This window comes from Janthinobacterium sp. 1L-D-8-B-C4 (genome assembly GCF_057291295.1).
Map to the genome: position 1 here is coordinate 25,147 of NZ_JBXAVX010000009.1, position 19,067 is coordinate 44,213.

Annotated in this window: 17 protein-coding genes; all 17 read left to right on the forward strand. The window is 65.4% G+C overall.

Annotation, left to right across the window (positions count from 1 at the left end; genetic code table 11):
* Positions 1–16 precede the first annotated feature (16 nt).
* The 17 genes from AC0Z42_RS16465 (at position 17) to AC0Z42_RS16545 (ending at position 19,056) form a co-directional block, all read left to right on the forward strand.
* The gene (locus AC0Z42_RS16465; protein WP_485469277.1) at positions 17–790 is read left to right on the forward strand and encodes a transporter substrate-binding domain-containing protein; all 774 of its coding nucleotides are present in this window, start codon (positions 17–19) and stop codon (positions 788–790) included.
* 98 nt (positions 791–888) lie between these two features.
* Entirely contained in the window at positions 889–2,463 is a 1,575-nt protein-coding gene (locus AC0Z42_RS16470) for a flavin monoamine oxidase family protein (protein WP_485469278.1), read from the forward strand.
* Between the two features lie 9 nt (positions 2,464–2,472).
* A complete protein-coding gene (locus AC0Z42_RS16475; RefSeq protein ID WP_485469279.1) occupies positions 2,473–2,982 on the forward strand; it encodes a RidA family protein in 510 nt (169 codons plus the stop codon).
* Between the two features lie 17 nt (positions 2,983–2,999).
* Positions 3,000–5,381 (forward strand): TonB-dependent receptor plug domain-containing protein, encoded by a 2,382-nt coding sequence (locus AC0Z42_RS16480; RefSeq protein ID WP_485469280.1) that lies wholly within the window; start codon positions 3,000–3,002, stop codon positions 5,379–5,381.
* A gap of 60 nt (positions 5,382–5,441) precedes the next feature.
* A complete protein-coding gene (locus tag AC0Z42_RS16485; RefSeq protein ID WP_485469281.1) occupies positions 5,442–6,359 on the forward strand; it encodes a LysR family transcriptional regulator in 918 nt (305 codons plus the stop codon).
* A 248-nt stretch (positions 6,360–6,607) separates the two neighbouring features.
* The gene (locus AC0Z42_RS16490; protein ID WP_485469282.1) at positions 6,608–7,438 is read left to right on the forward strand and encodes an ABC transporter permease; all 831 of its coding nucleotides are present in this window, start codon (positions 6,608–6,610) and stop codon (positions 7,436–7,438) included.
* Positions 7,439–7,440: 2 nt separating this feature from the next.
* Complete coding sequence (locus AC0Z42_RS16495) at positions 7,441–8,289, forward strand: ABC transporter ATP-binding protein (protein ID WP_485469283.1); 849 nt, start codon at positions 7,441–7,443, stop codon at positions 8,287–8,289.
* Positions 8,290–8,291: 2 nt separating this feature from the next.
* Entirely contained in the window at positions 8,292–9,509 is a 1,218-nt protein-coding gene (locus tag AC0Z42_RS16500) for an acyl-CoA dehydrogenase family protein (RefSeq protein WP_485469284.1), read from the forward strand.
* Positions 9,506–10,612 (forward strand): LLM class flavin-dependent oxidoreductase, encoded by a 1,107-nt coding sequence (locus AC0Z42_RS16505; RefSeq protein ID WP_485469285.1) that lies wholly within the window; start codon positions 9,506–9,508, stop codon positions 10,610–10,612. The genes AC0Z42_RS16500 and AC0Z42_RS16505 overlap by 4 nt, the downstream gene beginning before the upstream one ends.
* Positions 10,613–10,625: 13 nt before the next feature.
* Positions 10,626–11,570 (forward strand): D-isomer specific 2-hydroxyacid dehydrogenase family protein, encoded by a 945-nt coding sequence (locus AC0Z42_RS16510; RefSeq protein ID WP_485469286.1) that lies wholly within the window; start codon positions 10,626–10,628, stop codon positions 11,568–11,570.
* 69 nt (positions 11,571–11,639) lie between these two features.
* Positions 11,640–12,461, forward strand: a complete 822-nt coding sequence (locus AC0Z42_RS16515; protein ID WP_485469479.1) for a class II aldolase/adducin family protein — start codon at positions 11,640–11,642, stop codon at positions 12,459–12,461.
* Between the two features lie 14 nt (positions 12,462–12,475).
* Positions 12,476–13,273, forward strand: coding sequence for an energy transducer TonB (locus AC0Z42_RS16520; RefSeq protein WP_485469287.1), 798 nt, complete (start codon positions 12,476–12,478; stop codon positions 13,271–13,273).
* A 21-nt stretch (positions 13,274–13,294) separates the two neighbouring features.
* A complete protein-coding gene (gene tolQ, locus AC0Z42_RS16525; protein ID WP_485469288.1) occupies positions 13,295–14,077 on the forward strand; it encodes a protein TolQ in 783 nt (260 codons plus the stop codon).
* Between the two features lies 1 nt (position 14,078).
* Positions 14,079–14,504, forward strand: coding sequence for a protein TolR (gene tolR / locus AC0Z42_RS16530; protein WP_485469289.1), 426 nt, complete (start codon positions 14,079–14,081; stop codon positions 14,502–14,504).
* Between the two features lie 9 nt (positions 14,505–14,513).
* Positions 14,514–15,497, forward strand: a complete 984-nt coding sequence (locus AC0Z42_RS16535; protein ID WP_485469290.1) for an ABC transporter substrate-binding protein — start codon at positions 14,514–14,516, stop codon at positions 15,495–15,497.
* Between the two features lie 87 nt (positions 15,498–15,584).
* The gene (locus AC0Z42_RS16540) at positions 15,585–18,086 is read left to right on the forward strand and encodes a TonB-dependent receptor plug domain-containing protein (protein WP_485469291.1); all 2,502 of its coding nucleotides are present in this window, start codon (positions 15,585–15,587) and stop codon (positions 18,084–18,086) included.
* Positions 18,076–19,056, forward strand: a complete 981-nt coding sequence (locus AC0Z42_RS16545; protein WP_485469292.1) for an ABC transporter substrate-binding protein — start codon at positions 18,076–18,078, stop codon at positions 19,054–19,056. The genes AC0Z42_RS16540 and AC0Z42_RS16545 overlap by 11 nt, the downstream gene beginning before the upstream one ends.
* Positions 19,057–19,067 lie beyond the last annotated feature (11 nt).

Consider the following 19,067-nt stretch of genomic DNA (forward strand, 5'->3'; position numbering starts at 1 on the left):
TGACCGGGGGGGGCCCATGGCTGCCAGGTTGTTTGTGCGTGTGATCTTGCTGAGCATGTGCCTGTGTTGTGCGCAGGCCTGGGCCCAGCCAGCGGATACCGCGCCGCTGCGCGTGGTGGGTTTTCCTTATCCTCCTTTCATGGCGCTTGACGAACGCGGCAAGCCGGCCGGCCCGATGGTCGAGCTGGTGAGCGAGGCGTTCCGGCGCATGGGCCAGAGCGCCAGCATCGAACTGCTGCCGCTGGCGCGCGCTTTGCTGCAAGTGGAAACGGGCGACGCGGCCGCCATGTTTACCGTCAAGAAAACCCCCGAGCGCGAAGCGAAATACCTGTTTTCCAGCGAGCCGGTGCTGTTCCAGGACTATGTGATTTTCGTTGCCAGCGACTCCACGCTGGCCTTTCGCGGCGACCTCAATGCGCTGTCCATGTCGTCCATCGGCGTGGTGGGCGGCACCTCCTACGGCGCCATTTTCGACGCCGCCGCCCGCCAGGGCACGTTCAAGAAGCTGGAACTCACCGGCAGCCACGAAGCGAACTTCAGGAAACTGCTGGCAGGCCGCATGGACGCGGTGGTGTGCAGCCGCGCCGTCGGCGTGGAAATCCTCAGGCAACTGCAGGCGACGCGGCGCGTGAAAATCAGCGGCCCGCCGATCGAGACCACGCACAGCCATGTCATGTTCAACAAGGGTGTCGCCACGCCGCAGCTGGTGGCGCGGTTTGACCAAGCCGTGCGCGCCATGCGGCGCGAAGGGCTGCTGGGCGCATATCCCAGGTTGAAAAATCATGATTAAATTTCATACTTAGTTATAGAAAACAATTAGTTTGAACATAATCATTGCCGCCATAAGATGGGTTGACCGAAGTTCAACCATCCTTGTGCGGAGTGATAATGAGTGTGACGCGTCGTCATTTTTTGATGCAACTGGCCGCCACCAGCGGCTATACGGCTGCCCATGCGGCCATGACTACCCTGGGCCTGGGGGCAGTGGGCCTGACGGCGGCAGCCGCCGCGCCCGTGCTGCCGGCGCCCGGTTCCGGCAAGGGCTTGCGCGTGCTGGTGCTGGGCGCCGGCATCGCCGGGCTGGTGTCGGCCTGGGAGCTGCGCAAGGCCGGCTACCAGGTGCAGATCGTCGAAGCGCGCGAGCGCGTGGGAGGCCGCAACTGGACTATCCGCGACGGCACGCGCATCGATTACACGGACGGCTCCAGCCAGACGGCCCGCTTCGACCGGGGCCAGTATTTCAACGCGGGGCCGGCGCGCCTGCCCAGCCACCATCAGACCATCCTTGGCTACTGCCGCGAGTTCGGCGTGGCGCTGGAAGCGGAAGTCAATACCAGCCGCAGCGCCTATTTTTTGCCTGACGCCGCGAAAAACAAGCCGGCGATTCAGTTGCGGCGCGCCGTCAACGATGCGCGCGGACGCATCTCCGAATTGCTGGCCAAGGCGGCCGATGCTGGTGCGCTGGACCGCGAACTGAGCGCGGCAGACCGCCAGCGCCTGCTGGAATTTTTGAAAGTCTATGGCGACCTGGCGCCGGACTTTGCCTTCAAGGGCAGCGAGCGTTCGGGCTATACCGTGTTTCCCGGCGCGGCCGAGCAGGTGGGCACGCGGCCCGACCCGTTGTCGCTCGACGAACTGCTGGACCCGGACCTGTGGACCTCGCTGATTTTCGATGAACTGCTGATCTTCCAACCGACCATGCTGCAGCCGGTGGGCGGCATGGACCGCATTCCGGCCGCTTTCCAGCAGCGCTTGCAGAAAGAACTGCGCCTCAATACCGAGGTCACGCGCATTCATAATCAGGACGATGGCGTGCAGGTCACTGTGCGCAACCGCGCCAGCGGCAAGGTCGAGACCCTGCGCGCCGACTATGCGATCACCACCTTTCCGCTGCCGGTACTGGCGAAGGTGCCGTCGAATTTTTCACCGAAGGTACAGCAGGCGATCGCCTCGGTCGAGTACGACACGGCCAGCAAGATCGCCTGGCAATCGCCGCGTTTCTGGGAGACCGACAGCCATATCTACGGCGGCATCTCGGTGGTCAAGCATGTGACGTCCTTGATCTGGTATCCGAGCGGCGGCTTCCACCAGCCAACCGGCACCCTGGTCGGCTGCTACAACATCGGCCAGGCGGCGCACGATTTCACGGCCCAGCCGCTGGCGGCGCAGTTCGCCTCCTCGCGCCAGGTGATCGACCGCGTCCATCCGGGGCGCGGCGCGTCGTTGCAGCGCCCCGTCAGCGTGGCCTGGCACAAGGTGCCGTACAGCCTGGGCTCCTGGGTGCACTGGGCCACGCCGGCCGAACCGGCCTATGTGCTGCTGAACCAGCCCGATGGCCGTGTGCATTTCGCCGGCGAATACCTGAGCCAGATCGGCGCCTGGCAAGAGGGCGCCGCCTTGTCCGCCCACCACGCCGTGGCGGCGATCGCCGTCCGCGTTGCCAATTCAACTTCTTCCCACTGAGAGACCAGCATGAAAAAAACCGCCACCACCTTGATCGCCGCCGTTTTGACACTTGCCGCAGGCGCCGCCAGCGCGCAGGACATCAAGCGCACGCCGATTCCCAATTCGAACTTTCCAATCTCGGTCGCCGTCACGGTGCCGGCCACTGCCAGCACCGTGTATTTCAGCGGCGTGCTGCCGGAGGTGGCCAATGCCGCCGCGCCGAAAGGCTCGTTCGAGTCGTTTGGCGACACGCAGACACAAACCCTGTCCGTCTTGCGCAAGCTGCAAGCGGCATTGGCCGCCGAAGGCCTGGGCTTTGCCGACGTGGTGCAGCTGCGCGTGTTCCTGGTGGGTGACCCGAAGCTCGACGGCAAGCTCGATTTCAATGGCTTGAACGCCGCCTATGGCCAGTTTTTCGGCACCGCGCAGCAGCCAGCCAAGCCGGCCCGCACGGCACTGCAGGTGGTTGCCTTGCCGCTGCCGGGCGCGCTGGTCGAAATCGACCTGGTGGCGGCCAAGGCCGCCCGTGCCAACTGAGCGAAAAGACGACAACCATGAACAACGCTCTCCATATATTCAAACCTCGTACCTTGCCGCTGGCCGTCTTCCTGGCGTTTGCCGCCAACACCGCATTTGCCTTTGATGCTTTGGACGCCAATGCTGCCCCCGCGCTAGTCGGTGCCGAAGGCGGCGTGGTAGTCGTCACCGGCACGCGCGACACGCGCCGCTCGGCCGACGAGAGCCTCAGTCCCATCGACGTCATCAGCGCCAAGGACTTGCAGCGCACCGGCCAGACCGACTTGCGCGATGCGCTGGTCAAGCTGCTGCCATCCGTAAACCGCCTGGCGCAAGCGGGTGATGCGGCCAATCTCACCAGCGCGCTGACCTTGCGCGGCCTGAGCCCCAACCATGTGCTGCTCTTGATCAACGGCAAGCGCCGCCACACCTCGGCCAATATCTCGGCGGACCCGGGCGCGCAGCAGGGCGCAACGCCGGTCGATCTGGACCTGATTCCGGTGAGCGCGGTCGACCATATCGAGGTGCTGCGCGACGGTGCGGCCGCGCAGTATGGCTCGGACGCGATTGCCGGCGTGATCAACGTGATCCTGAAATCGTCGGCGCAGGGCGGCAATGTGATTGTCAACAGCGGCCAGTATTACAAAGGCGACGGTTTTAACTTGGGCAGCTCGGCCGATATCGGCCTGCCGCTCGGGGAAGACGGTTTCGTGCACCTGAGCGCTGAAACCAAGCGCCATGACCACAGCGTGCGCAGCGCCCCGGACGAACGCACCGGCACCCTGGTCAACCGTACCCTGGGCGACCCGCAAAGCCGGCGCGAGGCGTTCGGCTTCAATGCCGGCCTGGCGCTCGGCACCACCACCGAACTGTATGCATTCGGCAGCGTGGCGCACCGGGACGGCGAAAGCGTGCAGAACTACCGGCTGCCCAGCCGCTTGCCGCAGCTGTATCCGAACGGTTTCAGCCCGGTCGAGACCAGCAATGAGCAGGATGGCTCGCTGACGGCCGGCGTGCGTGGCGAGCAGCTGGCCGGCTGGCGCTGGGACCTGAGCGGCACCTATGGCGTCGACAACGTCAAGATCGGCATGCGCGACTCGGCCAATACCGACCTGTATGCGGCTACCGGCGCCACCCCGACCAGCTTCCACCTGGCCAGCTACAAGAACACCCAGTGGGGCGTGAACCTCGATGTGGCGCGCCCTTTCGACGTTGGCCTGCCGGCACCCTTGTCGGTGGCGCTGGGTACCGAGTACCGGCGCGAGACCTATGACGTGGGCGCCGGCGACGCGGCGTCGTCGTATGGCAGCGGCGCGCAAGCCCTGCCTGGCCTGTCGGCCATCAGCGCGGGCAAGCACGATCGCAACATCTCCGCTGCCTATGCCGACCTGTCGACCAAGCTCGGTCCTCAGTGGGAAGCCGAGCTGGCGGCGCGCCATGAACGCTACAGCGACGCCGGCAACACCACCAACGCCAAGCTGTCGGCGCGCTACCAGGCCAGCGCACGCTATGCCTTGCGCGGCACGCTCAGCACGGGTTTTCGGGCACCGTCGCTGGCGCAGGCCAACTACACCAGCCTGGCGGTCTCGCCGACCACCGCCGGCGGCCAGCTGGCCGTCAGTTCGGTGGCCGCGCGCAGCCTGGGCGCCAGCGCCCTGAAACCGGAAAAATCGCGCAGCTTCAACCTGGGCCTGGTGGCGCAGCCGTGGGACAAGTTCAACCTGACGGTCGACGCTTACCGCATCGAGATCCGCGACCGCATCATCCAGGGTGGTACCTACACGGGGACGACCGCCATCAATGCCTTGACTGCCGCCGGCATCAGCCTGCCCACGGGCCTGTCCTCGGTCAGCGCCAGCTACTTTGCCAATGGCGTCGACACGCGCACCCAGGGCGTTGACGTGGTGGCCACCTACACCACCAATCTGGGGGCAGGGCGCATCGACTGGGACCTGGGCGCCAACGTCAATACCAGTTCCATCCTGCGCACCGCCACCGATACCAACGGCAGGCCGCTGTTGAACGCCCAGCAGGCCGGCTATCTGACCACCTCGACGCCGAAAAACAAGGTGATTGTCGGTGGCGTGTGGAGCCAGGGGCCGTGGGGCGTGAGCCTGCACGCCACGCGCTATGGCAAGACGGCCACCGAAGCGACCTTTTATTCGGGTCCGAACATCTATTCGACGTCGGTGTTCAACCATATCGAAAATGCGCCGCGCACCCTGACCGACCTCGAAGTGCGCTACGCCGTCAGCAAGCAGCTGCAACTGGCCCTGGGCGCCAACAATCTGTTCGATGTCTATCCGAGCAAGGTGCCGGCCGCCAGCCGCTACCTGGGCGTTTATCAATACGACACGGCCGCCTCGCAGACGGGCTTCAACGGAGGCTACTATTATGTACGCGCTTCATATGCGTTCTAGCCGGCGCCTTGCCGCGCGCGTTAAGATGGCATTTTGCGCTTTTACCGGAACAGCATGCCCATGAAGATAGATGACATCAGCGCCTTTGTCGCCGTCGTGCGCAACCAGTCCGTCAGCGCGGCAGCCGAGGCCCTGCGGCTGACGCAGTCGGCGATCACGCGGCGGGTGCAAAATTTCGAGCAGGACCTGGGCGTGGAGCTGCTCGACCGCAGCGTCAAGCCGCCACGCCCGAACGCCACCGGCAAGCGGGTCTTCGAGCAGTGCAGCAAGGTGCTGCTGGAAGTGGACCGCTTGCGCGACCTGGTGCAGAACGACCAGGCGCCGACCGGCGTGTTTCGCATCGGCGTGATCCAGACCGTGGGCGACATGGTGCTGCTCGATACCCTGCAGCGCCTGAACGCCGCGTTTCCCGGCCTGCACACGGAAGTGGCGTCGGGCTGGGGCGCGCAGTTGCTCGAACGGGTGGCCAATGCCGAGATCGACGCGGCCGTGGCCCTGTTCCCGGCCACCAAGGTGCTGCCCGAAGGGCTGGTGGGGCGCGCGCTGGGCCGGCTGGAACTGGTGGTGGTGGCCAAAAAAGGCAGCATGCCGCGCCGCAGCTACAAGCTGCGCGAGCTGTACGACGTGGGCTGGGTGCTGAACCCGGACGGCTGCGGTTTCCGCGCCGGCCTGGCGCGCACCCTGGCCCAGCAAGGCCTGTCGTTCAAGCTGAACCTGGAGACCTTCGGCACCGATCTGCAACTGGGCCTGGTGGCCAACGGCGCCGGTCTCGGCCTGATGCCGCTGCCGATCCTCGAGCGCAGCCGCCACTTGGCGCAGCTCGACATCATCAACGTCAGTGACTTCAAGCCGCAGCTCGATATCTGGCTGATCCAGGCGCAGTTGCCCGGTCCCGTGCAGCATGCGATCGACTTCGTGGGGCAGGAGGTGGAGCGGGCGTTTGCGGGGGCGGTGGAGAAGAGGGTACGCGCGGTGTAAATATAGCAGGCAGTTGGCATGATCTCAGGCTTGCAGCGGAAATCTGGAGTCAGACCCGTCGGGACTCGGCGTCCCCGTCTGACCCCGGCCTTCCTTTGAGCCGTCGATGAATATCCTGCTGCCACATTATTCTTAAAAATCATATATCAATAGAATAAACAATTAGTTTCGTCATAATCATTTGCTCCCTATACTGAATTTGTCGGCCCTGGATCACGCCAGAGTCCACTTCAGAACAGGGAAGCCAGATGTCAGTTTCTACCTCCGCCAGCAGTCTCCCGCAACAAGAGCCCATTCCGGCCAGCCGCAAGCGTCCTTTCTTTTCCGCTGTCCTTGAACGCGCCATCAGCCCGCTGATTTTGCTCTCCGTGTGGGAAATCGCCGCGCGTACCGGCGTGCTGCCCGAGCGCGTGCTGGCGGCGCCGTCGCAAATCCTGGCCACCATGGGCGAGCTGATTGTCTCCGGCGAAATCGGCAGCAATGTGCTGGTGTCATTGCGCCGCGTGCTGATCGGCCTGGCCGTGTCGCTGTCGCTGGGCACTGCGCTGGCGCTGGTCGCCGGCCTGTCGCGGCGCGGCGAAGTGGCGGTCGATTCGCCGATGCAGATGGCGCGCACCTTGCCGTTCCTGGGCCTGGTGCCACTGTTCATTCTGTGGTTCGGCATCGGCGAATTCACCAAGATCGCGCTGATCGCGTTTGCCACCACCTTCCCGATGTATCTGACGCTGTACAGCGGCATCCGCGGCATCGATTCGAAACTGGTCGAAGCGGCGCGGCTGTTTGGCCTGTCCTACCCACAGCTGATCATCCATGTGATTTTGCCCGGTGCCTTGCCCTCGTTCCTGGTCGGCCTGCGCTATTCGCTGGGCGTCAGCTGGCTGTCCCTGGTGGCCGTCGAGCAGATCAACGCCACGGCCGGCCTGGGCTACCTGATCAATAACGCCCGCGACTTCATGCGTACCGACATCATCGTCGTCTGCCTGCTGGTCTACAGCTTCCTGGGCCTGGCCACCGATTTCCTGGTGCGCGCCATCGAACACCATGCGCTGGCCTGGCGCCCGACTTTTATCAAGGATTGATCATGACAACTCTGGAACTGGACCGTCCCCGCGCCACCGCCGCCGTGCCGCGCGCTGCACATGAGGTGCAGACCACCAGCGCCGCCGTGCGGGCGCGCCAGGTCAGCAAGCGCTTTGGCGCCAACGTCATCCTCGACCAGCTCGACCTCGATATTCGCCCTGGTGAGTTTGTCGCGCTGCTGGGCCGCAGCGGTTCGGGCAAGACCACCTTGCTGCGTGCCCTGGCAGGGCTCGATGTGATCAGCTCCGGCACGCTGGAGGTGCCGTCGGCGCGCGCCGCCGTCTTCCAGGAGCCGCGCCTGATGCCGTGGAAGCGCGCCTGGCGCAATGTCACCCTGGGCCTCGATATCGCCGGGCCGCGTGAACGCGCCAGGCAGGCCTTGCAGGAAGTGGGGCTGGCGCACCGCGAAAATGCCTGGCCAGCCACCTTGTCGGGCGGCGAAGCGCAACGCGTGGCGCTGGCGCGCGCCCTGGTACGCGAACCACAACTGCTGCTGCTCGACGAGCCGTTTGCCGCGCTTGACGCCCTGACCCGCATCCGCATGCACCAGCTGATCCTGGACCTGTGGCGCCAGCACAAGCCGTCGGTGCTGCTCGTTACCCACGACGTCGATGAAGCCGTGCTGCTGGCCGACCGCGTGCTGGTGCTGGACCAGGGCCGCATCGCCGCCGATATCGCCATCACCCAGCCACGGCCGCGCAGTGCGCAGCAGCCGCAGTTCCAGCAGGTGCGTGCCCAGTTGCTCGCCTTGCTGGGGGTGGAACTCGATACGCTGCCGGCGCCGGCGGTCGAAGTCGCAGTCGCAGCGCCTTTGGCCAGTCCTTTCAACTTCAGTAATTTTTCGGTGTAATCATGTCCTCATCCATCCTGCACCTGCGGACTTCCTCAACCCGCTACCAGCATCAGCTGGACAGCCCGCAATTTGCCTCCTTGCTGGCCGAGCTGACGGCCCGATTTGCCGCCGGCGCCGCGCGCCACGACCGCGAGGCCAGTTTTCCGCACGAGAACTTCGAGCGCCTGCACGAACTGGGCTTGCTGGCGCTGACCGTGCCGCGTTCCTTCGGTGGCCTGGGCGCCAACCTAGAACAGACGGCAAGAGTGGTGGCGGCCGTGGCGCGCGGCGAGCCGTCGACGGCGCTGGTGCTGACGATGCAATACCTGCATCACGCATCAAGCAAGCACGCCACGCGCTGGCCGCGCCATCTGCTGGAACGGGTGGCGCGCGACGCGGTGGAAGAGGGCGCCCTGATCAATGCGCTGCGCGTGGAGCCGGATCTCGGCACGCCGGCCCGTGGCGGCCTGCCCGCCACCACGGCGCGCCGCACGCCTGAAGGCTGGCGCATCAGCGGGCGCAAGGTGTATTCGACCGGCGTGCCACGCCTGACCTGGCTGGCGGTGTGGGCGCGCAGCGACGACGAAACGCCACTGGTGGGCAGCTGGCTGGTGCACAAGGACACACCCGGCATCACCATCGTCGAGACCTGGGATCACCTGGGCATGCGCGCTACCGGCAGCCACGACGTGATTTTCGACGACGTGCTGGTGCCGCTGGACCATGCGGTGGACGTGGCGCCGGCAGGCACCGCGCCGGAACTCGACGCCGAGCTGCTGACCTGGATGTCGGTGCTGTTGTCTTCCATCTACGACGCCGTGGCGCGTGCGGCGCGCGACTGGCTGGCGCACTGGCTGCAGGAGAGGGTGCCGGCCAACCTCGGTGCACCGCTATCGAGCTTGCCGCGCTTCCAGGAAGCGCTGGGCCTGATCGACACCTGGCTGTTTTCCAACGCCACCCTGATCGCGTCCGCGGCAGCCGGGCGCATCGCGCCGGCGGACAGCTTCCGCATCAAATACCTGGTCACCAACCAGGCGATACAGGTGGTGGAAAAAGCCATCGAATTGAGCGGCAATCCGGGGCTGTCGAATGCCAACCCCTTGCAGCGCCATTACCGCGACGTGCTGTGCAGCCGCATCCACACGCCGCAGAACGACACCATTCTGATCAACAGCGGCCGCGCCGCGTTTTCCTCGTCCATTCAACCCGTCACCACGACCACAAAGGAAGCAAAATGAGCATCGAATTCATCGGCTTTAGCGCCACCCAGGAAGTGTCCGAAACCGTGCTGGGCACGGGGCCGGTCGTCAACAAGGCGTTTTTGGGCGCCGTCGCCCGCGCCCACGAATACGCGGGGTTTGACCGTGTGCTGGTGGCCCATGGCAGCGGCTCGGTCGACGGCTTCCAGGTCGCCTCGTATATCGCCTCGCAAACGGAAAAACTCGGCATCCTGCTGGCGCACCGCCCCGGTTTCGTGTCGCCGACGCTGGCCGCGCGCCAGCTGGCCACCCTGGACCAGTTCAGCGATGGCCGCCTGGCCGTGCACATCATCAGCGGCGGCGACGACACCGAGCAGCAGCGCGATGGCGATTTTCTCGACCACGACCAGCGCTATGCGCGCAGCGATGAATTCCTCGATGTCGTCAAGCAGACCTGGAGCAGCAGCGGCCCGTTCGACCACGACGGCGCCATCTATAAAGTGAAGGGCCAGAACGCCGGCGTGCGCCCGGTGGCGGGCAATCACCTGCCGATCTATTTTGGCGGCTCGTCCGAAGCGGCGATCGACGTGGCCGGCAAGCATGCGGATGTGTATGCGCTGTGGGGCGAATCGCTGGCGCAGGTCGAGGAAATCATCAGCAAGGTGCGTGCGGCAGCCGCCAGATACGGCCGCGCCGACAAGATCCGTTTCAGCCTGTCGCTGCGCCCGGTGCTGGCCGAAACCGAGGAACAGGCCTGGGCCAAGGCCGACGCCATCCTGGCAAAAGCCACCGCCAAGGTACAGCATAACCCGCATTTCAGCGGCCGCCCGCAGCAGCCCGTCAATGTGGGTTCGCAGCGCCTCCTGGCCACGGCCGCCAACGGCAAGGTGGTCGACGAGCGTCTGTGGACAGGCATCGCCGCGCTGACCAAGGCGGCCGGCAATTCCACTGGCCTGGTCGGCACGCCGGAACAGGTGCGCGATGCGCTGCTCAAGTACTGGGAACTGGGCGTGACCACCTTTTTGATCCGTGGCTTCGATCCGATCCAGGACGCGCTGCAATACGGCCGCGAGCTGATCCCGCTGGTGCGCGCGGCAATCGCCGAGCGCGAAGCGCAAGCCGCCACCCGCCTGGCCGCCTGATTCGGAGACTGACATGACCGCATTGACCATTGCCAGCCAGTTCGACCCCAGGGTCAATGCGCTGCTGGCCGCACAAGCCGGCTTGCCGGTGCTGGACCTGGCGCCCGGTCCCTTGACCGCGCTGCCCGAGGCCGACATCCTGTTCGTGCTGCCTGCACCGAAAGGCCAGAGCCTGTTGACGGCGCCGGCGCCGCAGTTGTGGCCCTCGCGCGTGCGCTGGGTGCAACTGGCCTCGGTCGGCATCGATTACTACCCATCCTGGCTGTTCCAGGGGCCGGTGGTGACGTCGGCGCGCGGCACGGCCTCGGAGGCGATTGCGGAATACGTGCTGGCGGCGATTTTTTCCGCCACCAAGCGCATCCCGGAGATCTGGCTGGGCGACGCCGGCGACTGGCGCAGATTGTCGCTGGGCCTGGTCAAGGGCTCGACCCTGGGCCTGTACGGTTTCGGTTCCATCGGCCAGGCGGTGGCGCAGCGCGCGCTGGCGCTGGGCATCAAGGTGATCGCCCTGCGCCGCTCGGATTCGCCGTTCGAGGTGGACGGCGTGGAAAGGGTGGCCGAACTGGCCACCTTGCTGGCCCGCTCCGACCATCTGGTGCTGGCCGCGCCCTCCACTCCCGCCACCCATCATGTGATTGATGCGGCCGCGCTGGCGCATGCCAGGCCCGGCCTGCACCTGATCAATATCGCGCGTGGCAACCTGATTGATCACGAAGCGCTGCACGCGGCGCTCGACGCCGGGCAGCTGGCGCTGGCGACCCTGGACGTGACGGAGCCGGAACCGCTGCCGCCAGGGCACGCCTTTTACACGCACCCGAAAGTGCGACTGTCGCCACATATCTCGCCCAGCACCGACGCCATCGTGCCGGCCCTGATCGACAAATTTTTGCACAACCTGCGCCATTTCCGCGCTGGCACGCCTTTGAGCGACGTGGTCGACACCGCGCGCGGCTATTGAAACCATACACAAGGACTGACCATGAGCAGCACTGCCCCCCTGTATTCCGCGCCCCTGTCGCGCCCGCACCTGCGCGCCGTGGATGCGCCCGCGCCACGGCCCGCCATCTACGGCGCGCCGCGCGACGCCAACGGCAATATCATCTTTGCCGAACCGCCGCCGCCACCGACCCTGGCCGCCCAGCGCCAGCACCGCAAGGAGCGCCTGGCAGTGTCGTTCCGCCTGTTCGCCCGCTATGGCTACGACATGGGCGGGGCCGGCCATATCACGGCGCGCGACCCGGAGTTTCCCGATCATTTCTGGGTCAATCCGGCCGGTGTGTATTTCGGTCATATCCGTGTGTCCGACCTGATCCTGGTCAGCCACGACGGCAAGGTGGTCGAAGGCGATGGCCTGCTGAACCGCGCCGCCTTTGCGATCCACTCTGAACTGCACAAGGCGCGCCCCGACGTGATCGCCGCCGCCCATTCGCACGGCTTGTACGGCAAGGCGTTTGCCGCCCAGGGCCGGCTGCTCGATCCGCTGACCCAGGACTCCTGCATGTTCTACGAAGACCACGCGATTTTCCAGGACTTCAGCGGCGTGGTGCTGGACACCAGCGAAGGCGAACGCATCGCCGAAACGCTGGGGCCGCGCAAGGCCGTGATCCTGCAAAACCACGGCCTCTTGACGGTGGGTGCCTCGGTGGAATCGGCCGTATGGCGCTATATCGCGTTTGAAAACGCGGCCCAGGCGCAGCTGCTGTCGGAAGCGGCCGGCCCCACCAGGCCGATACCGCATGCGGTGGCGCGCCATACGGCCGGCCAGATCGGCACCGACGCGGGTGGCTGGTTCAGCTTCCAGCCGCTGTGGGACGTGATTACGCGCGAAGAGCCTGATTTGTTCGACTGATTGAGGAGATCTTCATGAACAGCGCTACCTTGACCTTTGCACCACCCGTGCGCGAGCCAGTCGCAGCGACGCCAGTGCTGAGCGTGGCCAGCCTGCCACCGCCGCAATCGGGCACGCCGGCCTGGCGCCGCTACCGTGGCGTGCTGATTTCAGGCCTGCTGCATGGCGGCGTGGCGCTGCTGGCCTGGAACCTGGCCGGTTCGCACCCCGCGCCAAAAGCCGTGGCGACGGTGGTGGAACTGATCCGCGTGGCGCCGCCGAAAGCGATCACGCCACCGCCACCGCCGCCGAAACCGACCGAACCGCAGGCAAAACCGGTGTCGCTGGCGCCGCCAAGGCCGGTAGCAGCCAGTGTGCCGCAGCCAAAAACGGTGGAAGCGCCAGCCGCCAGCGCGGAAACGTATGGCGCGCCGGCGACACCGGCGCCCGCCACGCCGATCGGCCCGGTGACGCCGGCGGTCCCTGCACCGGCACCGGTAGCGACGGCCAAACCGGCGCCGCCGGCGTCGAAAGTAGTCAGCACGGAAGGCATCCCCACCGACTACGTGAACCAGGTGTATGCCCGCATCAACCGCAATACCGACTATCCGCTGGCGGCGAAGCAGCGCCGCCAGCAGGGCAGGGTGGGCTATGTGCTGACGCTGGACCCGCAAGGGGCGCTGCTGAAGGTCGAGATCCAGCCATCCGGCGTGGAAGCGCTGGACGAGGCGGCGAAACAGGCGATCGAACGGGCCGCGCCGTTTCCCAAACTGCCGGACCTGGGCGGCAGCACCTATCTGCTGGCCGGCAATATCGTTTTCAAATTGAATTGAACTGAACCTCTGGAGAATTACATGAACCCGACCACCATTTCCGCCCATTTGTCGCCGCTGGAGCTGTTCCAGCAGGCCGACATTATCGTCAAGGCCATCATCGTGCTGCTGATCGTCGCTTCCCTGGTCAGCTGGGGCGTGATCATCGACAAACTGCTGCGCTTCAAGCGCCTGCAGCGCAGCGCCAGCGCTTTTACCGCCGCGCTGGCCGGCCAGCCCAGCCTGCACCGCCTGGCGCAGCAACTGCGCGAACAAGCACATGATCCGTTCGCCCGTATTTATCAGGCGATTGCCGGTGAGTGGCAGCACAGCCACCGCCTGCACCTGCATGCCGACGCTTCAGGGCGCGACAGCCTGAAGGAGCGCATCAACCGGGTCGGCCAGATCGCCAGCAGTGTTGAAGCCGAGCAGCTGCAAAAGGGCTTGTCGGTGCTGGCCACCGTCGGTTCGGTGGCGCCGTTTGTGGGCCTGTTCGGCACCGTGTGGGGCATCATGAATGCCTTCCAGGGCATCGCCGCCAGCAACAGCACCAGCCTGGCCGTGGTCGCCCCCGGCATTGCCGAAGCGCTGTTCGCCACGGCTCTCGGCCTGGTGGCTGCGATCCCTGCGGTGGTCGCCTACAACCGCGTGGCCGGTGACCTGAACAGCTATACGGGCCGCCTGGCCACGCTTACCGGGCTGGTGGAAGTGCAGCTGTCGCGCCAGCTCGAAGCAGGCGAGACGCAGATCGACAGCGTGGACGCGGCGCCGGCCAAACCGGACCGCGCGCATGCGGTAGCCAATCTGTCGCCGCAGGGAGCCTGAGATGGGCGCCAGATTAAGTAGCGGTGCCACGCACAAGATCGGCCCGGTCAGCGACATCAACGTCACGCCGCTGGTGGACGTGATGCTGGTGCTGCTGATCGTCTTCATGGTAGCCGCGCCGATGATGGCCACCGGCGTGAAAGTCGACCTGCCGACCGCCAATACCAAGCCCCTGGAAGAGCCGAAGCCGCCGATTGTCATCAGCATCGACACGGCCGGCACCGTGTATGTCAATGAAAACGCGGCCAAGGCCGGCCCTGCCGACCTGCTGGCGCTGGTGCAGCAGGAGTCGAAGGGCGACCATGAGCGGCGCATTCATTTACGCGCAGACCAGGCGCTTTCCTACGGCAAGGTGGTGGGCACCATGGGCGTCTTGAACGATGCCGGCTACGCCCGCATCGCCCTCGTTTCCGAAGCCGCAAAATAAGGATCCACCATGGACAGCACAACACAAACGCGCCGCCGCTTTCTGAAAACATCAAGCCTGGCGCTGCTGGCCGGTGGCATGGGTGCCTGGGGGTCCAGCTGGGCCGCGCCCCAGCTGGCCGGCACCGTGCTGCGCATCGGTACTTATAAAGGCGGCGACAGCTATTACTTTACCGAGGCGGGGGTGGAGAAAACGCCGTACAAGAGCGCGCTGGCCGAATTTGCCGCCGGTAACCTGATCGTCGAAGCGCTGGCTGCCGGTTCGCTCGACTGTGGCGGCATGAGCGAAATCCCGCCCATCTTTGCGGCCGCTTCCGGCGCGCCGATGAAGGTGATTGCCGTGCTGCGCGGCGACGTCAACAACCAGGTGGTGCTGGTGCCGAAAAATTCGGCCATCACCGACGCCTCGCAATTCAAGGGCAAGCGCATCGGCTATGCGCGTTCGACCACCTCGCATTATTTTTTGCTGCAGCTGCTCAAGGAAAAGGGCTTGAGCTTCAAGGATATCGAGCCGGTGGCGCTGGCGCCGCAGGACGGCTTCGCGGCATTCCAGAGCGGCCAGCTCGACGCCTGGGTGATCTTCGGCCTGGTGGTGGAACTGGCGAAGAACCAGGGCGCGCGCGTGCTGCGCACGGCCGATGGCGTCCTGTCGGGCAATTACGTAATCAGCGCATCGACAAAAGCGATTGCTGATCCGCTCAAGCACGCGGCCATCGGCGACTACCTGCAGCGCATCGCCAGGGTCTATCAATGGATTAACGACCACCCCGAGCAATGGGCCGCCAAAAGCGGGCGCATCGCCGGCGTGCCGCCGCAGCTGTTCCTGAACCAGGTCAAACAGCGCAGCCAGCCCTACAAGCTGGTGGCTGTCGACGACGCCGCCATCGCCTCGCAGCAGCAGGTGGCCGATTCTTTTGCGCAGGCGGGCCTGCTGGCCAAACGCATCGACATGGCGCCGCTGTGGGATCGCAGTTTTGCAAAGTATCTAACATAACCCAAATAAATGCTGGGGTCTGACCCGGCGGGTCTGACCCCGGATTCTGGCTGCATCAATACATAATAAACAAACAAGGGAACCCCCATGCTTCACATTTACCAGCCGCTTCGTTTCAAACCCCTGCACCTGGCGCTGTTGGCCTGCGGCGTGGTCACTTCCATGGCGCATGCGCAGAACAGCATCGGCCAGGTGCAGGACGTGGTGGTGACCACCGGCGTGCGCGGCGCACAGCGCACCGTGGCCGACAGTCCGGCGCCGATTGACGTGATCAATGGCGAGCAGTTGCTGCACACGGGCCGCGCCGAACTGAGTGAGGCGCTGGCGCGCTTGCTGCCGTCGTTTAACTTCGGCACCAACCAGGCCGGCGTCAATTCGGTGGTGCGCCCGGTCAGCAACCGCGGCATGGGCCCGGCCTATACGCTGGTGCTGGTCAATGGCAAGCGGCGCCACAATGCAGCGCTGCTGACCAATGGCGGCGGCGACACCAGCGGCGTCAATCCGATCGACCTCGATACCATTCCGCTGTCGGCCATCGACCATATCGAGGTGCTCAAGGACAGCGCCGCCGCGCAATACGGCTCGGACGCGGTGGCCGGCGTGGTCAATGTGATTTTGAAAACGGGCGACCATGGCGGTTCCCTGGGCGCCACCGCCGGGCGCCTGAAGGAAGGGCAGGGCGACCGCAACAACTACAAGCTCGAAGCCGACGCCGGCTTCAAGCTGGGCCAGGACGGTTTTGTCCATATCGCCGCCAATGCGCGCCAGCGCGGCCAGTCGTGGAACAACTTCAAGTCGACCAACCTGGTCAACTATTCACCGGCCAGCAATCCGAAAAACGCCACCTGGGACCGCGAAGGGGCGCGCAATGGCGACCCCGGCATCGAAGCCTATAACGTCGCCTTCAACGCCGAACTGCCGTATGGATCGACCGGTACCACCTTCTATGCGTTCGGCACGGCCGGCACGCGCAATACCATCGCCGGCAATAACTTCCGGCGCGCCAATGGCCTGGCGACCTTGGGCCAGCTATTCCCGGACGGGTATTTTGCGCAAAACAACATGAGCGCCTACGACTACCAACTGAACGCCGGTGCGCGCGGCAAGACGGCCGGCTGGAACTGGGACCTGAGCACGGGCTACGGCAAGAACCGCGCGCGCCAGTACAGCAACCTGACCAGCAATCCTTCGCTGGGACCCACCTCGCCGACCAGTTTCGACAAGCTGGCCGTCTACCAGTTCGAGCAGTGGACCACCAATGAAGATTTTACGCGTGCTTTTGACATCGGCTGGGGCAAACCCTTGCAATGGTCGCTGGGCGCCGAGCAGCGCCTGGAACGCTTTACCACCTATGCAGGCGACCCGCTGGGCTACATCAACGGCGGCTATATCTTCCGGCCCGGCGACCAGGAAGGCAACCCCAACGTTGGCAAACCGGCGGCCGTCGGCGCGCAGGCGGGCGTGGCCTTGTCGCCGGCGGACGCCACCCGCATCACGCGCACGGTGCTGGCGCTGTACAACGATATCGGTTTCTACCCGACGCCGGACTGGTTTGTCGACGTGGCCGTGCGCGGCGAGCACTATAACGACAGCGCCGGCAATACCCTCAGCGGCAAGCTCAATTCGCGCTACGACATCACGCCGCGCCTGGCCGTGCGCGGCACCATCGGCACCGGTTTTCGCGCGCCGGCGCTGACACAGCTTGGCTACGCGCAGACCGACAACCGCACCAATATCAATCCAGTCACCGGTGAAGTGGCGCCCAGCCTGTCCAAGCTGCTGCGCAACGACTCGACCCTGGCGCGCCAGCTGGGGGCGAAAGACCTCGATCCTGAAAAGTCGACCAATGTCGGCCTGGGCGTGGTCTTCAAGGCCAGCGACAACGCCAATATCACGCTCGACGCCTACCAGATCCGCATCACCGACCGCATCGTGCGCACCGGCTACATGTTCGGCCCGGCGTTTGCTCCGCTGCTGCGTGCGTCCGGCCTGACCGGCAGCGAATGGGTGCAGTATTTTGCCAATGGCGTCGACACGCGCACGCGCGGCGCCGACCTGGTGGCCGATGTCACGTCCGACTACGGCGCGGCCGGCGTGGTGCGCTGGGGCGCGGCGCTGAACTGGAACCGCACGGCGCTTCTGAAGGTCAAGGCGACACCCACGGAAATCACGGCGCTGGGCGCCAATCCGGGCGGCACGCAGGTGTGGTTCGGCTATGCGGCCAGCGGCGGCACAGGCGACCTGACAGCGGCGCCACGCACCAAGTTGATTCTGTCGGCGCGCTGGTTCGTGGGTGACTTCGACGTCAACCTGCAAACCACGCGCTACGACAAATCGACCTGGCAAACCACCGCCAACCGCGCCCAGGATTACCATTTTGGCGCCAAATGGCTGACCGATCTCGATGTCACTTACGCGCTGGGCAAGCACACCAAGCTGGTGCTGGGCGCGGCCAATCTGTTCAATGTGTTCCCCGACAAGAACGGCCCCGGCGACGCCAATACCGGTTCCTCGGGCTTTGTCTACGGCCCGTCGCCTTTTGCGCCGACCGGCGCCTACTACTATGCAAAGGCTTCCTATGACTTTTGATCCCTGGCGCCGCCGCCTGCTGGGCGCCTTGCCGGCTGCCGCCCTGCTGGCCGCCTGCGGCGAAAAAGTGCTGGCGCCGTCCTCCAGCGACCTGTCGAAGGTGACCCTGGTGCTGGGCGACCAGGTCAACCTGCTGCGCTCGAAGGCGGAAGCGGCCGGCGTGCTGGACGGCGCGCCGTACAAGATCGAATGGGCCAGCTTCCAGGGCGCCGCACCGCTGTTTGAAGCTGTCGTGTCGGGCGATGTCGATACCGCCATGGCGGCCGATACGCCGGCGCTGGCCGCAGCGGCCGGTGGCGCGCGCGTGAAAGTGGTGGCGGCCAGCGTGTCGTCGCCCAAGGCGGTGGCGATCCTGGTGCCGCCCAATTCGCCGATCTTGTCGGTGGCGGATTTGAAGGGACGTTCGGTGATCGTCTCGTCGGCGCGCGGCAGCGTGGCCCATTACCTGCTGTTTGGTGCGCTGCGCGAAGCGGGGTTGTCGATCGACGACGTGAAGACCGGCTTCATGCTGCCCGGCGACGCGGCGGTGGCGTTTTCCAGCGGCCAGATCGAGGCCTGGGCCACTTTCGGCACCTACCAGGCCAGCGCCGAGCTGCGCGGCGCGCGCGTGCTGCGCGATGGTGTCGGCATCAATTCGGGCATCGGCGTGATTGCCGCCTCGGACGCGGCGCTGGCTGATGCAGGCAAGCGCGCCGCGCTGGCCGATGTGCTGCAGCGCCTGGCACGCTCGAATGTATGGGCCAACGAGCATCCGGCGCAGTATGCGCGCGTGTTCGAGCGCATCACCAGGCTGCCGCCCGACGTGGTGAAACTGGTGGTAGGGCGCGACCGCCCGCAGCTGCGCGCGCCGGACCAGCAGATCGTCACGCAATTGCAGCAGGTCGCCGACGCCTTTTATGCGGCCAAGTTGTTTCCGCGCAGGGTCGACGCGCAGCAGCTGGTCGACGCCAGCCTGTTTCATCCCGTTTGAATCATTCCAAG

What these genes read in the sequence shown, in the direction of transcription:
- AC0Z42_RS16465 (WP_485469277.1), top strand. Translation starts at nt 17, where the DNA reads ATGGCTGCCAGGTTGTTTGTGCGTGTGATCTTGCTGAGCATGTGCCTG.
- AC0Z42_RS16480 (WP_485469280.1), top strand. Translation starts at nt 3,000, where the DNA reads ATGAACAACGCTCTCCATATATTCAAACCTCGTACCTTGCCGCTGGCC.
- AC0Z42_RS16485 (WP_485469281.1), top strand. Translation starts at nt 5,442, where the DNA reads ATGAAGATAGATGACATCAGCGCCTTTGTCGCCGTCGTGCGCAACCAG.
- AC0Z42_RS16475 (WP_485469279.1), top strand. Translation starts at nt 2,473, where the DNA reads ATGAAAAAAACCGCCACCACCTTGATCGCCGCCGTTTTGACACTTGCC.
- AC0Z42_RS16535 (WP_485469290.1), top strand. Translation starts at nt 14,514, where the DNA reads ATGGACAGCACAACACAAACGCGCCGCCGCTTTCTGAAAACATCAAGC.
- AC0Z42_RS16495 (WP_485469283.1), top strand. Translation starts at nt 7,441, where the DNA reads ATGACAACTCTGGAACTGGACCGTCCCCGCGCCACCGCCGCCGTGCCG.
- tolQ (WP_485469288.1), top strand. Translation starts at nt 13,295, where the DNA reads ATGAACCCGACCACCATTTCCGCCCATTTGTCGCCGCTGGAGCTGTTC.
- AC0Z42_RS16500 (WP_485469284.1), top strand. Translation starts at nt 8,292, where the DNA reads ATGTCCTCATCCATCCTGCACCTGCGGACTTCCTCAACCCGCTACCAG.
- AC0Z42_RS16540 (WP_485469291.1), top strand. Translation starts at nt 15,585, where the DNA reads ATGCTTCACATTTACCAGCCGCTTCGTTTCAAACCCCTGCACCTGGCG.
- tolR (WP_485469289.1), top strand. Translation starts at nt 14,079, where the DNA reads ATGGGCGCCAGATTAAGTAGCGGTGCCACGCACAAGATCGGCCCGGTC.
- AC0Z42_RS16470 (WP_485469278.1), top strand. Translation starts at nt 889, where the DNA reads ATGAGTGTGACGCGTCGTCATTTTTTGATGCAACTGGCCGCCACCAGC.
- AC0Z42_RS16520 (WP_485469287.1), top strand. Translation starts at nt 12,476, where the DNA reads ATGAACAGCGCTACCTTGACCTTTGCACCACCCGTGCGCGAGCCAGTC.
- AC0Z42_RS16505 (WP_485469285.1), top strand. Translation starts at nt 9,506, where the DNA reads ATGAGCATCGAATTCATCGGCTTTAGCGCCACCCAGGAAGTGTCCGAA.
- AC0Z42_RS16510 (WP_485469286.1), top strand. Translation starts at nt 10,626, where the DNA reads ATGACCGCATTGACCATTGCCAGCCAGTTCGACCCCAGGGTCAATGCG.
- AC0Z42_RS16545 (WP_485469292.1), top strand. Translation starts at nt 18,076, where the DNA reads ATGACTTTTGATCCCTGGCGCCGCCGCCTGCTGGGCGCCTTGCCGGCT.
- AC0Z42_RS16490 (WP_485469282.1), top strand. Translation starts at nt 6,608, where the DNA reads ATGTCAGTTTCTACCTCCGCCAGCAGTCTCCCGCAACAAGAGCCCATT.